General features: G+C 56.4%; 16 protein-coding genes and 1 pseudogene. 12 read left to right on the forward strand and 5 right to left on the reverse strand.

Annotated features, from left to right (window positions below):
• The 5 genes and pseudogenes from NHF48_RS22075 to NHF48_RS25560 form a co-directional block, all read left to right on the forward strand.
• Positions 1-591 (forward strand): annotated as a pseudogene (locus tag NHF48_RS22075) (sugar transferase); the annotation flags it as partial.
• 293 nt (positions 592-884) lie between these two features.
• Entirely contained in the window at positions 885-1430 is a 546-nt protein-coding gene (locus NHF48_RS26270; protein WP_446741237.1) for a PilZ domain-containing protein, read from the forward strand.
• A 110-nt stretch (positions 1431-1540) separates the two neighbouring features.
• A complete protein-coding gene (locus NHF48_RS22080; RefSeq protein WP_056490793.1) occupies positions 1541-2842 on the forward strand; it encodes a UDP-glucose dehydrogenase family protein in 1302 nt (433 codons plus the stop codon).
• Between the two features lie 29 nt (positions 2843-2871).
• Positions 2872-3621 (forward strand): NAD-dependent epimerase/dehydratase family protein, encoded by a 750-nt coding sequence (locus NHF48_RS22085; protein ID WP_342454777.1) that lies wholly within the window; start codon positions 2872-2874, stop codon positions 3619-3621.
• 5 nt (positions 3622-3626) lie between these two features.
• Positions 3627-3821 (forward strand): hypothetical protein, encoded by a 195-nt coding sequence (locus tag NHF48_RS25560; protein WP_342454778.1) that lies wholly within the window; start codon positions 3627-3629, stop codon positions 3819-3821.
• Positions 3822-3889: 68 nt separating this feature from the next.
• Here NHF48_RS25560 and NHF48_RS24395 read toward each other — a convergent pair whose 3' ends face one another.
• Positions 3890-5875 carry a M10 family metallopeptidase C-terminal domain-containing protein gene (locus NHF48_RS24395; RefSeq protein WP_274705438.1) on the reverse strand — a complete coding sequence of 662 codons (1986 nt, stop codon included), beginning with the start codon at positions 5873-5875 and terminating at the stop codon, positions 3890-3892.
• Positions 5876-5946: 71 nt separating this feature from the next.
• The gene (locus NHF48_RS22105; RefSeq protein WP_253072614.1) at positions 5947-6372 is read right to left on the reverse strand and encodes a hypothetical protein; all 426 of its coding nucleotides are present in this window, start codon (positions 6370-6372) and stop codon (positions 5947-5949) included.
• 318 nt (positions 6373-6690) lie between these two features.
• Between NHF48_RS22105 and NHF48_RS22110 the strand changes: the two genes are divergently transcribed.
• The 5 genes from NHF48_RS22110 (at position 6691) to NHF48_RS22130 (ending at position 10617) form a co-directional block, all read left to right on the forward strand.
• Positions 6691-7623 carry a hypothetical protein gene (locus NHF48_RS22110; RefSeq protein WP_253072615.1) on the forward strand — a complete coding sequence of 311 codons (933 nt, stop codon included), beginning with the start codon at positions 6691-6693 and terminating at the stop codon, positions 7621-7623.
• A 25-nt stretch (positions 7624-7648) separates the two neighbouring features.
• Positions 7649-7999 carry a metallophosphoesterase gene (locus tag NHF48_RS22115; RefSeq protein ID WP_253072616.1) on the forward strand — a complete coding sequence of 117 codons (351 nt, stop codon included), beginning with the start codon at positions 7649-7651 and terminating at the stop codon, positions 7997-7999.
• A 29-nt stretch (positions 8000-8028) separates the two neighbouring features.
• A complete protein-coding gene (locus tag NHF48_RS22120) occupies positions 8029-8487 on the forward strand; it encodes a hypothetical protein (RefSeq protein WP_253072617.1) in 459 nt (152 codons plus the stop codon).
• 910 nt (positions 8488-9397) lie between these two features.
• On the forward strand, positions 9398-9661 hold the full coding sequence (locus NHF48_RS22125; RefSeq protein ID WP_056490811.1) for a hypothetical protein: 264 nt from the start codon (positions 9398-9400) through the stop codon (positions 9659-9661).
• Positions 9662-9846: 185 nt separating this feature from the next.
• Positions 9847-10617, forward strand: a complete 771-nt coding sequence (locus tag NHF48_RS22130; RefSeq protein WP_253072618.1) for a hypothetical protein — start codon at positions 9847-9849, stop codon at positions 10615-10617.
• Between the two features lie 59 nt (positions 10618-10676).
• Here the strand turns inward: NHF48_RS22130 and NHF48_RS22135 are convergent, their stop codons facing one another.
• Complete coding sequence (locus tag NHF48_RS22135) at positions 10677-11711, reverse strand: site-specific integrase (RefSeq protein ID WP_253072619.1); 1035 nt, start codon at positions 11709-11711, stop codon at positions 10677-10679.
• A 453-nt stretch (positions 11712-12164) separates the two neighbouring features.
• Between NHF48_RS22135 and NHF48_RS26275 the strand changes: the two genes are divergently transcribed.
• On the forward strand, positions 12165-12485 hold the full coding sequence (locus NHF48_RS26275) for an acyltransferase (protein WP_446741227.1): 321 nt from the start codon (positions 12165-12167) through the stop codon (positions 12483-12485).
• Positions 12486-12557: 72 nt separating this feature from the next.
• On the opposite strand, the gene NHF48_RS22140 is transcribed toward NHF48_RS26275, so the two are convergent.
• Together NHF48_RS22140 and NHF48_RS22145 are read right to left on the reverse strand one after the other, a co-directional pair.
• Positions 12558-13314 (reverse strand): IS5 family transposase gene (locus NHF48_RS22140; RefSeq protein WP_253072620.1). Its coding sequence is split into 2 segments (ribosomal slippage): positions 12558-12990 and positions 12989-13314, totalling 759 coding nucleotides; the frame shifts between segments, so codons are not numbered across the junction.
• 116 nt (positions 13315-13430) lie between these two features.
• Positions 13431-13940, reverse strand: coding sequence for a DoxX family protein (locus tag NHF48_RS22145; protein WP_263817057.1), 510 nt, complete (start codon positions 13938-13940; stop codon positions 13431-13433).
• Positions 13941-14014: 74 nt separating this feature from the next.
• On the opposite strand from NHF48_RS22145, the gene NHF48_RS22150 reads away from it, so the two are divergent.
• A complete protein-coding gene (locus NHF48_RS22150) occupies positions 14015-14431 on the forward strand; it encodes a hypothetical protein (protein ID WP_253072715.1) in 417 nt (138 codons plus the stop codon).

Consider the following 14431-nt stretch of genomic DNA (forward strand, 5'->3'; position numbering starts at 1 on the left):
TTATCAAGCGCTGCTTTGATCTCGCGTTCGCGATACCGGCCCCTCTTGGTCCTTCTACCGATTTTCGTGCTGACGGCGCTTGTTATAAAATGCGACAGTCGTGGCCCGATCTTCTTCCGCCAACAGCGTGTCGGTCGCGGCAACGCGCTATTCGAGGTGTTTAAATTCCGCTCAATGCGCGTTGAGCAGTCAGATGCATCCGGCACAGTTTCCGCATCACGGGACGATGTTCGGATCACGCGGGTTGGTCGCGTCATCCGGGCGACTAGCATCGATGAACTTCCTCAGCTTCTCAATGTTCTATTTGGATCGATGAGCATCGTCGGGCCACGACCCCACGCCCTTGGGTCGCTTGCAGGGCAACAGCTCTTTTGGGAAGTTGACGAGCGTTATTGGCACCGTCACGCTCTCAAGCCGGGTATTACAGGTCTTGCTCAGGTGCGCGGCTTCCGTGGCGCGACGCACGAACGGAGTGACCTCACTCGGCGGCTTCAGGCCGACCTCGAATATATTATTGGCTGGTCGGTATTACGCGATTTTGCTATCCTCATTTCTACCGTTCGCGTTGTCGTGCACCGCAACGCCTTTTAGGAATAAGCTTTGTAATGCCCTATCGTGATAGGGTGTATGCCATTTTAACTAATAGGCGGCACAGTGATTTAACGATCTTCCTGCATAGGAATCGTTATGGCACGCCCTTCAACTCTTGTCCGATTACCGGATCCACCGCCGCCGGATGGTAACGCCCTTCCTGGCGACCGCATCGACTTCGATGCTTGGCTTCTACCGCCGGAGCAGCCAACGCGAATGGGACAGGGGATGCACCTTGTTTCGGCTGCTGCCGGACCTGTGTTGTTCATAATAGCCCTTGCCTGTACCGTTGCGTGGATTGCCTAAGCCACCGATGCAGCATTCTGCATCGGCGCAGGACGCCGTTCCCTGTCGACGCGAAGACGATCGCGCCCCCGATCCTGCAACCTAGCACCTTACGCATTTCGGACGCACCGCATGATGTGAGAGTGGAGGATCTTTCTCCTAACGGATTCGCCTTCTCAAGCACCGTTCCAATACCAATCGACACGATCGTCCATGTCGGACTTGCCGGCGCCGGGCGGGCCACTGCGCGAATAGTTCGGCGAGCCGACACGGTTTATGGATGCATCTTTGAACCAGGCTTAACCTCGGCCCAAATCGAGGACGCCTTTACCCGATCGCCCAGCGATACCGTTACTACGCTCGCTGCGGGCATCAGCGATTGCCGACGATGGCGAGATATCGCAGCCGCAACTTCCGTTCGTGACTCGAATAGCACTATTAGCGCTCGCCAGCTTGATGGGCTGGCTTGTGTTCGCAACCGCTCTTCGCAGCCTGCCTTTCTCCTAGCATCCATGCGATCAACGTCATTCAGGCGGCGGGAGCCAAATCTCTAACACCACCGTTCTCGCTTGGTGCGTGCATTGGCAAATGTCCTATTATCGCGAGGCAGGTTCATCTAGGTACCGTCGAAACGGTACGTCGCTATTTTCAGGAGATACCAATCTTGCGCATTACCATGATCGGATCGGGCTATGTCGGCCTAGTATCGGGCGCCTGTTTCGCCGACTTTGGCCATGAAGTCGTTTGCATCGACAAGGACCAGCGCAAGATCGATGCGTTGCATCAGGGCAAGATGCCAATCTTTGAGCCGGGCCTCGACGACTTGGTTGCACGTAACGTCAGGGAAGGGCGGCTGACCTTCGGCACCGACCTGACCGACGGCGTCAAGAACGCTGATGCAATCTTTATCGGCGTCGGTACGCCGTCGCGGCGTGGCGATGGCCATGCCGACCTTACCTACGTCTATGCCGCAGCCGAGGAGATTGGCCGGGCAATCGACGGCTATACCGTAGTCGTCACGAAATCGACTGTGCCTGTTGGCACCGGTGACGAAGTCGAGCGCATCATCCGCGCCGCCAATCCGGGTGCCGAATTCGGCGTCGTTTCCAATCCCGAGTTCCTGCGCGAAGGCGCCGCGATCGACGATTTCAAGCGGCCCGACCGCATTGTCATCGGTTCAGAGGACGAGCGCGCGACTGAGGTAATGCGCCAGGTCTATCGGCCACTCTCGATCAATGCCGCACCGATCCTCGTGACCGGCCGTCGCACCGCCGAGTTGATCAAATATGCCGGCAACGCCTTCCTCGCGACCAAGATCACCTTCATCAACGAAATCGCGGATCTTTGCGAAAAAGTCGGTGCAGACGTGCAAGACGTCGCGCGCGGCATCGGCCTCGACAACCGGATCGGCAAAAAATTCCTCCACGCCGGTCCTGGCTATGGCGGCTCGTGCTTCCCGAAAGACACTCTGGCGTTGCTCAAGACCAGCCAGGATTACGACGCGCCGCAGCGGATCGTAGAAGCGGTGGTCGCAGTCAACGACAACCGCAAGCGCGCGATGGGTCGCAAGATCATTGCGGCTATGGGGGGCGACGTGCGCGGCAAGACGGTCGCGGTGCTCGGTCTTACTTTCAAGCCCAACACGGACGACATGCGCGACAGCCCGGCGATTGCGGTCATCCAGGCGTTGCAGGATGCCGGCGCTAAGGTGCAGGCGCACGATCCCGAAGGCGTTGAGCAGGCCAAGCTGGTGCTTCAGAACGTTGACTATCGCGATGGCCCTTATGAGGCGATCGAAGGCGCCGATGCGGTCGCGATCCTGACCGAATGGAACGCCTATCGCGCACTCGACCTCGCCCGCGTCAAATCGTTGCTCAGCGCGCCGATCATGATCGACCTGCGCAATGTCTATAACCCCAAGGATATCGAAGCCGCTGGCTTTAACTACACGGGTATCGGACGATGAGCAGATCAGACCCCGTCCTCGTCACCGGTGTGGCAGGGTTCGTCGGCCATGCGACCGCCCATCATCTGCTCGCCCGCGGCGAGCGGGTGATCGGCATCGACATCGTCAACGATTACTACGATCCGGCATTGAAAGCGGCTCGCCTCGCGACGTTCGACGACGTGGCAAATTTTCGCTTCGAAAAGATGGACATCGCCGACAACACCGCGGTCGCTGCGTTGATCAAGGCGGAAGGTGTGGTCCGCGTCGTGCATCTCGCTGCGCAGGCGGGGGTGCGCTACAGCATTGAAAATCCGTTTGCCTATCAGCATTCCAATCTGGCCGGGCATCTATCGGTGATGGAAGCCTGCCGCCACGCGCCGGGGTTCGAGCACCTCGTCTATGCGTCGTCCAGCTCAGTTTATGGCGACAAGCCGATGGGCGGGGCGGGATTTACTGAGGATGAGCCGGCTACCAGCCCTGTGTCGCTCTACGCCGCCACCAAGCGGTCGTGCGAGTTAATGAGCCAGTCTTATGCAACGCTCTACGCTCTGCCGCAGACGGGCTTGCGATTCTTCACTGTCTATGGCCCCTGGGGCCGTCCCGACATGGCCTATTTCTCGTTCACGCAGAAGATCATGCGAGGCGAGGCGATTGAGGTTTACGGCGAAGGCAAGATGGCCCGCGACTTCACCTATATTGACGATATAGTCGAAGGGATCGTCGCCTCGCTCGATCATCCTCCTGAGGGGGGGCGCATCGCGTTCTCAACATTGGGGACAGCCATCCGGTCGGCCTGATGGAGATGATCGATTCGCTGGAACGTGCGCTTGGCCGTACCGCGGAAAAGGTCATGCGCCCGATGCAGCAAGGCGATGTTACGGCGACCTATGCTGACGTGTCAAAGCTGCGTGCGTTGACGGGTTACCAGCCGAAAGTGATGCTGGATGAGGGGCTGATGCGTTTTGCAGACTGGTATCGGGGCTATTACGGCAGCTAAGCCGCCGGTAGAATAGATAGATCGAAACATCAGGGCAGGGGCTTCAATCCCTGCCCTGATCACGATCATCAGAAGTGCACTGCGCCCGTACCGACCGCTGAGCCGACATTGCTGTAGACGTAATATTCGATACCGTTGTTGGTCACGGCGCCATCATATTCCAACGCGTTGATACCGGTCAGCCCGACGCTGCCGCCGGCACCTGTCAGATCCAGACGGCTGTCGGAACCGAACGTGATCTTACCGTCATTGTCGAGGTCGGCCAGTTTCGTCGTCGTAACGAGCACATCGTTACGCGTGAACGTGACGGTGTCACGGCCAAGGCCAGCGACCGGGTTGGCGGTGTCGAAGAAGAACACGTCCGTGGCGCTGGCAGTCGAACGACCGCGCAACACGTCGTTGCCAAAGCCGCTTTCGTAGACCTTCTGGCCGCTCGATGCGATCGGACGAACGCGGGCATCCTCATAATAGAAGACGCCGTCAACGTTGCCCATCAACCGCAGTCCGCTGCTACCCTGCGCACCAGAGAGTTGCACACGATCGCCATCGCTGGTGTCCAGCGACAGCGTCGATCCGCTCCAAGTGATGATACCATCACCGTTACCGTCAGCGATCGCCTTGGTCGTGGCGAGCACGTCGCCGCGCTGCCAGTCGGTGACACGGTCTGATCCAGACTTCCCCCGGTATGCAACTCGAACACGTCGCGCCCCGCTCCGCCTGTCAGCACGTTGGCGACATCGTTGCCGATGATGCGGTCGCTGCCGCCCCCCACCGATCGCGTTTTCGATTGTTGCACCATAAGCAATCGAGATATTATCGGTAAACAGGCCGTTCTTTAGTCCGAGCTGGTCCTTAAGGTCTTCATAGAACGCATAGGTCGCTTCGGTACGGGGGGCGAAGCCCAGCGCAGCACGGTTTGCGTTAACTTGCTCTAGCGTCAAGAATTCTTCAATCCCGCCACCCGACGAGAAGGCGCCTTGATTGAGATCGATAACCGAGGGCGTGTTCCAGCCCGAGAAGTCGAGCGTATCATTGCCACCAGCATCCCAGATCGCGACGATTGGGCGCGTGTTGACCGCAAAGTCGTAGACCGCGTTGCCGGCCGTAGCGTTGAACCCATAAACCGTGTTGCCGGTCCGAGTCGTCTGATCCGCGCCATAGATCTTCTGAATCGCGACGATATCGTGGATCAGCGGTGTCGCCGCATAAGCAAAATTGAGCAGAGAGAAATCAATATGCTGCGCGCCCGTCTCATAGGCGTCGAAATAGCTCATGATGCTGTATTGACGTGAATCCTGGGCATAGAACGCATCGTTGGCGTAGGTGATCGGATCGGGCTCGCCGTCACCGTCATTGTCGTCGAGCGCATCATAATCGCCGGGATGGCTGAGGCCTATCGCATGACCGATCTCGTGCACCATCGTTGTTTGCGCATAGTAGCTAGCGACCAGTGGCGAGAAATTCGACGCAACGCCGCCATCGATCCAAACGTCACCACCCAATCGGCCGGTATCTTCATATCCATCCGCCAGGCTTTCAGCATCGTAGATATTGCCGAACGGCAGATAGGCATATGCTTGTGCACCGCCGGTCGCGGTATTGCCGAAGGTGATATCCGCCGAACCCGACTTAGTCTGCTGGAACGAAATCGCGACGAGGTCATCCCACAGCCCTATGGAACGCTGGGCAAGATCGGTCTGGCCGGCATTGAAGGCAGTGAAGTCAAAATATTCACTATATGCTGAAGTACCAGCAATATTGACATAATAGCTATTGCCGAGCTCGTCCTTGTTTAGCCAAAAGCCATAGTTGAGCACGCCATCGTTCAGTTCACCGTAATTGTTAGTATACCAATCATAACCGCTTCTATTGAGATATTCCCCGACTTGCGTCGCGCTCCAGATCGGCTTGTCGGCGAACGTGCTGCCCGCCTTGGGATCGAGCGATGCCGCAACCGGGTTAGGACCGTTATCGTCTTGATGATGGGTCAAACCAGCCGCGCACGATCCGCAAGCACAGCCATACGTGCCTACAGCGTCGAAAGATCCGTCCATGCTTATTCTCCCTGTTGTCATGGTACCTCACCCAGCGCTGCGGATTTACAGCCGCCACGCTCGAGCAGATCTTATTTCAGCCGCCAGCCTCCTACGGACCGATGCGGCAGAATACGGGTTAGAAGATCGTCCAAGGCCGCGCTGGGTGCGGTAGGGTCCCAGGCGACGGCGTAGCGGGCGGGTCCTTCGGCCTCGTCGATCTCGACCGCCCGGCGCGCCAAAGCGACCAGGGTGCGACCGTTATCGGCAGGTGTGATAGCAAGAATGACGGTAGCGCGATCGGTTGGCGCTGCACCGGAGGCAAGTTCTACCGGGATCGCTGTATGTACGCGCGCGGCATTGACAATGGCATCGCACAACCGGGCATCTAATCCGGTCGAGCAGCTGAGGACGATCCGCGACACACCACGCCAGAGTGGTGACGGCATGGCTTGCGCCATCGCGCCTGCCGAAGATATGGCGATTACCAACCCGGACATCATAACCGAACCCAGCACGTATCTGCTGCTCCTAGCTTATGGTTAACGATGCTGACACCATCCTCGCCCATGTCAACATCATGACGGTAATCTATCGGCGTGATGACGGAATTTTTATGTTTCGTTCTAAACCGATTTTGTCGATCGTGGTGGATCGAGTCGAAAAATCGGTCTCACGACTCAGCAGGCTCCGCTCATGATCATTCAACACGCCCAGTGCGTTCGCAACGATTTCAGCCAATTGCGGTTGAGGTCGCAAGACCAAGGCAAACGGGTCTTATCGTAGATAAGGTAATTTGCCGTGTTTCATAAAAAGCCTGCGATAAGGAGAGTTGTATGAAAGAAATGATGGCGACGTTATGCGGTGCAACGATTGCTGCTGGCATGGCAAGCCAGGCCGTTGCCCAGGAAAAACCGGATTTACCCGTCGCAAAGCAGTCCGTCAGTTACGATCCCGCCAGCAGTATTTCACCTTCCAGTGCCACAACAACAGTATCGCCCAGCAGCGTCCCGCAGGCGATGGAACGGATGGATGGCGACACTGTCTTCAACCTGTCGCTCGGCACGAGCTACGCCGGAGGAAAATTTGGTACCCGATCCGATACAACCATCTGGAGTTCCGCCCTGGGCGCGCGTTTGCGTTCCGGTGACTGGACGCTGTCGGCATCGCTGCCGTGGATGCGCATCCGCAGCCGTTCGACAATTTTCACCGGGATCGATTCGACACCGGTTTTGGTAGCACCAAACACAGCGGCACAGAAACGGACGATGAATGGCTTCGGCGATCTAACGCTTGGCGCTGCCTACACGATCGCACCGGCTGCATCGCCAATTGAGGTTCAGATGTCGGGCCGCGCCAAGATCAACACCGCCACGAAGGGAAGTGGCCTGTCGAGCGGTGAAAATGACTACGCGCTGGGTACTGATGTCTCACTGCCGATCGGACGGGTCACGCCATTTGCATCGTTTACGTATCGCTTCCTTGGCGACACGACTTTGTATCGCCTGCGCAACGGGCCAGCCGCATCTGCGGGAGCCTCGTACGCATTCGGACGTGACAGCGTTTTTGTTGCTTCCTATCATTACGCCCGGGCTGCGACGCGCTTGGTTCAGGACTCGCACGAACTGTTTGGTGGCGTATCGACGCGTGTCCCCTCGATGCCGCTGCGACTTACAGGCTTTGCTACCGCTGGCTTGTCGAACGGTGCGGCCGGCCTATCTGCCGGATTGGCCCTGTCGGTCGGGTTGGGGGATCGGGTCGGACGGTAGTGTCCGGCGAACAGGGGAAACAATCGTGCGTTTTTACAAGAAACCCGAAAAGACAGTACAGCGAATCTACGCGGTGGGAGATATTCATGGCCGGTTGGACCTGTTCAGCAGACTAATGAGCATTGTTGAGCACGATCAGGCCGTAAGGCTGCCGGTTACGACTCAGGTGGTTCTGTTGGGCGACATCATCGATCGTGGTCCGGACTCGGCGCGGATGGTGCGCGGCTGCATGAATCTGACCGCCTCGACCCGACGCTTCGTGGTGCTGAAAGGCAATCATGAAGAGATGATGGTCAAAGCGTTGCGCGGCGATTTGACCGTTTATGCTAACTGGCTTGCGTTCGGGGGCGGGAAACTTTGCGAAGCTGGGGCGTAGACCCGGCAGTGGTGGAAGGGCCTGCGACGATGGACAATTTACGGATTTCGGCTGACGTCGTTGGAGTAGAAGTAATCGATTGGCTGGACGAATTACCCTTACATCACCGGCATGGCGGCTATTTGTTAGTCCATGCTGGGATTAGACCCGGTGTGTCGCTGCGCAAACAGCGACAAGACGATCTGCTGTGGATCACTGACGATTTCCTGACATCGCGTGAATCGCATGGAATGACCGTCGTTCACGGCCATTCCATTAACGAAAGTGGCCCCGTCATACACGCAAACCGCATCGGTATTGACACGGGTGCCTATCGCACCGGCCGGTTGACAGCGCTTGGCATCGAAAATGGTGAAACATGGACGCTCAATACGATGGCGACTACCAAGGCAACTTCGGCAGCCGACGATGCCGCGTTCGAAACCTATTATAAGCGTGGCTTGGCTTGCAAGCCAGGAAGCGATCAAACAGCGGCCGGAACGATTTAATGTCGATCGTAGCTGCTTTTGGCGATAGGCGTCTGGACGCCGATTTGGCAGCTATTCTTGCCCTGTCCGGTAACGACATATCTGGGCGTCGGACTAGCCCCGAGGCAGCGCGATCGCTTAAGAGGTTCGCTCCCGCTTTCGCAGCGATTACGACAGTGCTTATTCTCGTTGCGTTCACCGCGACACGGACCGAGCGACAGAGCCAGCCAGCCTTGCAAGCTTCGAAACATATCGAGCGGCCCACCCGGATCGTCAGACATACGCTACCGGTGCCGGTGGCACCAATCGACGGACCAGCGCCAGCTCGATTGGCTACCACATCCATACTTTCATCTGGCCCAACGGACACGGACTCGGTGACGACGACATTGTCGAGAGTTCCGGACGTCGCGCGCAAGGCGCTGCGGGTGCGGAAAACCATGCCGTCGCACCCGGCAATACCGAGGGCGTTCGCGGTCACAACGGCCCCGGTGCCGAGCGATACGGCTCTTGCACCAACTGTACCTGCAGAGCCGTCATTGGCGCCGGTTGCTAATCCCGGCGACCACTTAAAGGTCGAACTCGCAGCAACACGCGTGGCAAATGCGCCGCCGCTGCCGACATCACAAAAAGGCGACATCTTCGTCCGTACGGCGCGCACGCCAAGACGGCGTAGATGCAGTCCGCTCGCTGCGTCGGCAATGATAATAAAACAGGCTAAGTATCGATCGTCGGTGCAGTCAATCGACTATCTGGCACAACCCTCGATCGCCGGGGACCCAACCGCTAGACCCCAGTCCCGGCACCGACGTAGCACGCCGGTTTACGAAGCGTGATTATACGCCTATTCATAATAACTTGTGACCGTCCCCATCCAACACAATCATGATGACCGGATCGGTGTCAGGGATCTGAGGAATGGAGAGGAAAGATGTCACGAGAGATGCTAGGCGCACTGGCCGGCTGGAAGCGTTGCGCATCGAAGGACGGTATCATATTAACGCTTCAGGTGGCCGGCGATACTGAGCACTACAACCGCGGTATCTTCATGCGGGTTCACCTTGCACTCAATGATCGTCAATTGCGGTCCTTAACGCGCGATCTGACCCGCGCCGCGACGGAACGGGGCGTTGATCTCTGGGCGCCCAATCCGTGGTGGAAGCTCTGGAAGCACACCCGCGCGGCACGGGACTGACGATACTAGTTCTGTTCGCCTGGCAAACCGGTTCCCATAAACTGCGGCAACAATGGTTAAATATCTCTTCACTCTTTGATAGATAAATGTATCTTCCGCTGCCGGCCTCCTTCAAGGCTGGAAAAGCGACCGGGAAGCAGCGAAAGATACGTCTGACCTGTTCGCCAACGTAAAAGGCGGGTGATATGGGATTTGCGAACAACAGCACTCTGTTTACGTCAGGTAACCGAGTTGATGTGGACAATAATGGCACGAATGACAGCTACGATCTGGCGGAGGGACGGGCCAACCAGATTGTTATTGGTGCGAATAATACGGGTAACGACGTCTTTCTGAATTTTGGATCGCGCAGTACGCTGATCAGCCACACCAAGTTGTTCGAAGGCTTTGAGACTTTTGGATCAAACATAACAATTGATCTAGATCGTTATAACGAAATCTCCTCACGGGGGAAGTCTGCCGCGCTTCCTGACTTGGCAAGCAGTGAGCTTCGCTTTCTCGGCAGCAAAACTGGTGACGACATGTTCGTCTACGCCGACGCTGCCACCGTGCGCCAGCTGAGCACAATGTTCTCGTCCGCCAAGATCGTAGACAGCAAAGTCTCAAACGAGAAATTCAACGCAGCCAAAGGCAGCTATGTTTTTCTGTTCGATACCGCCCTTGGCTTAAATCTCGGGGGTGACACTATTTCGCATTTCGGCGCAGACGACAGACTTGTCACGACGTCAGAGATTTACAACGGCCAAGACGCCGATCCGTCGGACCGGATCAATTTCGGCAAGAACAAGCTATTGGACCTTTCGGGTGAATTGCCCAGCAGCGTTGGCGATGTCGGAGCTGGCCATGGCGGACAGGTTTCACTACCGGGAATTGGAGGACTGTACCTCCTTGCAACGGAAATCGGATCGAACGGTGCTGAATATTATATCTATGGCTCGTCTCCACACGTGAGCTGATTTCAGTACGATGTGTTAATTGAAACTTAAGTGTAACCACAACATTGTTAGAGCCATATTCACAAGAATCGGTCGCCTGCGTGATTTTTGAACAGCTCGGCATTGCGGACATAGTCGGAGAGAACCTGGACTGATCTATGTCGACTGACTTCCTGTAACTTGAAAATCGTTGCGCCTTGCGCTGCACCTTCAGTAAGGAAGCCGGCACGCAGCGAATGGCCGGCGAACTGCGTCGGATCGTAGCCCGCTGCGGCGGCATAGTGCTGCACAAGCCGCGCAATGGCCCGATCCGACATAGCGTTCGGGGTCAGCGCATCTGATCGTGACAGCCGACGGAACAGAAAGCCGTCGCTATGGCCTGCTGCCGCCATCCAAGCGAGTAGCAGCGCCTTGGGTCGGATTCGCGACCCTTCGGGAATAGCAATAACCGCGCCATGACGCGCCTGATCTGTTTTTGAATGTGCAATCGTAAGCCGCAGCCCCTCTGGCACGAGGCCGACATGTTCGACACTGAGGGCAACAATCTCAGACCGCCGCAAGGCTGCTGCCATCCCGATTGCAAGTATGGCACGGTCTCGAATAGCACGCAGTCCCTCGCCTTCTACAGTCATCAGCATGTTACGCAGCGCCGTTGCATCCGCTGGCCGCTTCTGACGTTTGGCACCGCCATGTTCCGCACGGATCCCGGCGAGGACCTCGGCCAGACGTCCAGCCGTCGGAAGCGCTGTCGGCGCTGGATGCCCACCGGCGCGATGATAATAGCCAATCGCCGCGACACGGCGATGTATGGTTGACGGATTTAAACCCGCGGTCGCCTGGTCGCTTGCAAAGACAGCGACGATCTCAGGACTTGCCGGCAGCCAGGCTAAACCATGCGTCGCGCACCAATCTTTGAAAATTGCCCAATCGGACCCGTAGGCGCGTCGCGTCGCACTTGAACGAGCGGCTTTTGCATAAGCTGTCGCACGTTCAATTTTATCATTGAGAATTGTGGGTAGCGACGGCTGATCGACGTGCACAGGCATACCTGTCTTCATGTCGACATGATGATTTGTACTCAGGGTGGTCTGACCTGGGAGTTTGATGGTGTTCACGTGAATCGTCTGCCACGTCGCATTTCAACGCACCACCCCTTATGTCCGAGAATGATACTTATCGGACATAGCGATGTTCGAAACTTCGCGCAAAGGCCGCTCTGCTTCTATGACCGAGACCATGACCCGACCGATTACCAAAAGTGAATAGATACAGGTTAAATCGACGCAATTTCCACTGCCTATTTGATTTTCAGTTTGTATTATGACGAACGATTACGCAATTGTCATTCTCTCGGACTAACATATGGCGACCTTATGAATAACAAAATATTCAAAATAATAAATTCCTTACAAGAAAGTCAGTTGGTAGGAAGTAGACTTCGGCGCTTTTTACTACGCAAAATGGGTATTAGAATTGCTCCTACCGCCATGGTAGCCCCCATGGTTTTTTTGGAAGTAATAAGATTACTATTGGTGAGAATGTTGTAATTAATATTGGATGCTTTCTTGATGGCTCTGGCGAGATACATATCAAAAGATTATTGCAGGCTTGGTCCTTATGTTCGCATACTTACGGGAACGCATAAATATAGAAATTCTAAAATTAGAAGAATCAGCGAAGACGGAACTATCGGACTGCGTGTTACGATAGAATCGGGTTGTTGGATTGGTATGGGTGCCTCTGTCCTACCTGGAGTGACAGTTGCCCAAGGATGCGTAATTGGTGCATCGACGTTAGTAACAAGGCCTACAGTGGAGAACGGCTTATACGTTGGAGTACCAGGCGTTAGGATTAAAAGCCTATCTACCGAAGAAGATGAACAACATTGATCGAATACCCGTGTTATATACATAAACTTACCATTAAATTGAGTTAGCCAACTTAGGGTCACGACTCATTGATTAGAGCCAGAAGATGACGGTGGCGGCGAGCGCGATAGCGGAAAAGAAGACGGTCGGGCATCGATCGTAGCGGGTAGCGATGCGGCGCCAGTCCTTCAGACGACCGAACATAATCTCGATACGGCTCCGGCTTCGGTAGCGGCGCTTGTCATATTTGATGGGGATGATCCGGGATTTTCGCCCCGGAATGCAGGGCGTTATGCCCTTTGCCTGAAGGGCGTCCCTGTACCAGTCTGCGTCATAGCCGCGGTCGCCCAGCATCCACTGCGCCTTGGGTAGATCATCAAGCAGCGCGGCAGCGCCGGTGTAGTCGCTGACCTGGCCCGCGGTCATGAAGAAGCTGAGCGGTCTGCCTTCTGCATCGGTGACGGCGTGCAGCTTCGTATTCATACCGCCTTTGGTGCGACCGATGAGGCGCCCAAGGCCCCCTTTTTACCCGCAGGCTGGACGCCGTGCGGTGCGCCTTCAGATAGGTCGCGTCGATCATGATCGTCTTCGGCGTGGCGCTCGCGGCCGCCAGTCCTTCCATTATGCGGAGGAAGACGCCCCTTTCGCCCCATCGCTTCCACCGGTTGTAGAGCGTCTTGTGTGGGCCATACTCCCGAGGGGCATCGCACCATCGTAGCCCGTTGCGGTTGACGAAAACGATGCCGCTCAACACTCGCCGGTCATCAACCCGTGGCTTGCCGTGGCTCTTGGGAAAATACGGTTCGAGCCGCGCCATCTGCTCGTCGGTCAGCCAGTACAGGTCGCTCATCCTCGGTCTCCTCACGGAGCCTGAATCAGATCAAGCCGCTCAGATCAATGGGTCCTGACCCTAACAATCAGGGTAGACCCACCCCCTCTTTTCCGCCTTAATGATTTCAGAAGCCTCTAAATCGCACCACGCTGGACTCGCAGCGCATACGGAACGGCAGTGAACCGCCCGGGTTTGTTGTAGGCTCCAACTCCTGAGAAGGTGGAGCCATGTCGAGCAAGACAGCGAACAAGTTTGCGCCCGAAGTCCGCGAGCGAGCGGTGAGGACGAATTTCGATCACGAGCGGGATCGGCTCGACGACCATCTGCCTGCTGATCATCTGCTGCGTCTTTGACGAGCAGCCGATCGATCGACCAACGGCCACTTCCGATAATGGATAGATAGAGGCGCCTGAGCAACATGGCGAGGTCGGCACGGCTCTCAGCTGCGCGCTCCAAAAGCCGTAGCGCTTGAAGTCGGGGAGACTGAACGGGCCAAACCCGTGCCACAGTAGGATAAGGAGCTTGGTCGCTATCAGTGCTACGATCATAGTCACGATCAGCGGAATGGTAGCGAGCCAGGTGAACAGCCCGACGATGATGAGCGCGCCGCATACGAGTTCCACCACGCCGAGGAACGATCCCATCAGCTCCGAGTAGGGGATAACCGATCTTTGCAGAGCGCCCCGCCCCCAGAATGTCAGAAAAGATCGGTTTCTGAATGCCCTTAGGAAAGAACACAACCAGTCCGACGGCCAACCGGATCAAAATTGTCCACGGGCTGGCAGTGCTGCGGGTGATGCGCTGGAACATGACCGCTATACCGCACCCGATGACAAGCGAGCAAAGCATCCCTTCCGCAGATCGCGGCAACGTCGGCGAAGTGTTCGCCGCGTTTCTCAAACTTGGCCTCACTGCCTTCGGAGGGCCTATCGCACATCTGGGCCAGCAGGTGGGCACGGTTCGAATGTGCTGCCATCCGCCGTTGCATTCCAAGCGCACCAGTGTAATAGCCATTGATAAAATCCATTATCATCGATTTATCAATCCCGCTTTAGAATTTGTTATTTTAGGGCAGTTTATAGTGCTTCGCAAGATCATGACCAGTAAGTACAAATTCAATTGTGACAGCGTTTAG

This window comes from Sphingomonas sp. H160509, assembly GCF_024124765.2.
Lineage (GTDB): Bacteria > Pseudomonadota > Alphaproteobacteria > Sphingomonadales > Sphingomonadaceae > Sphingomonas.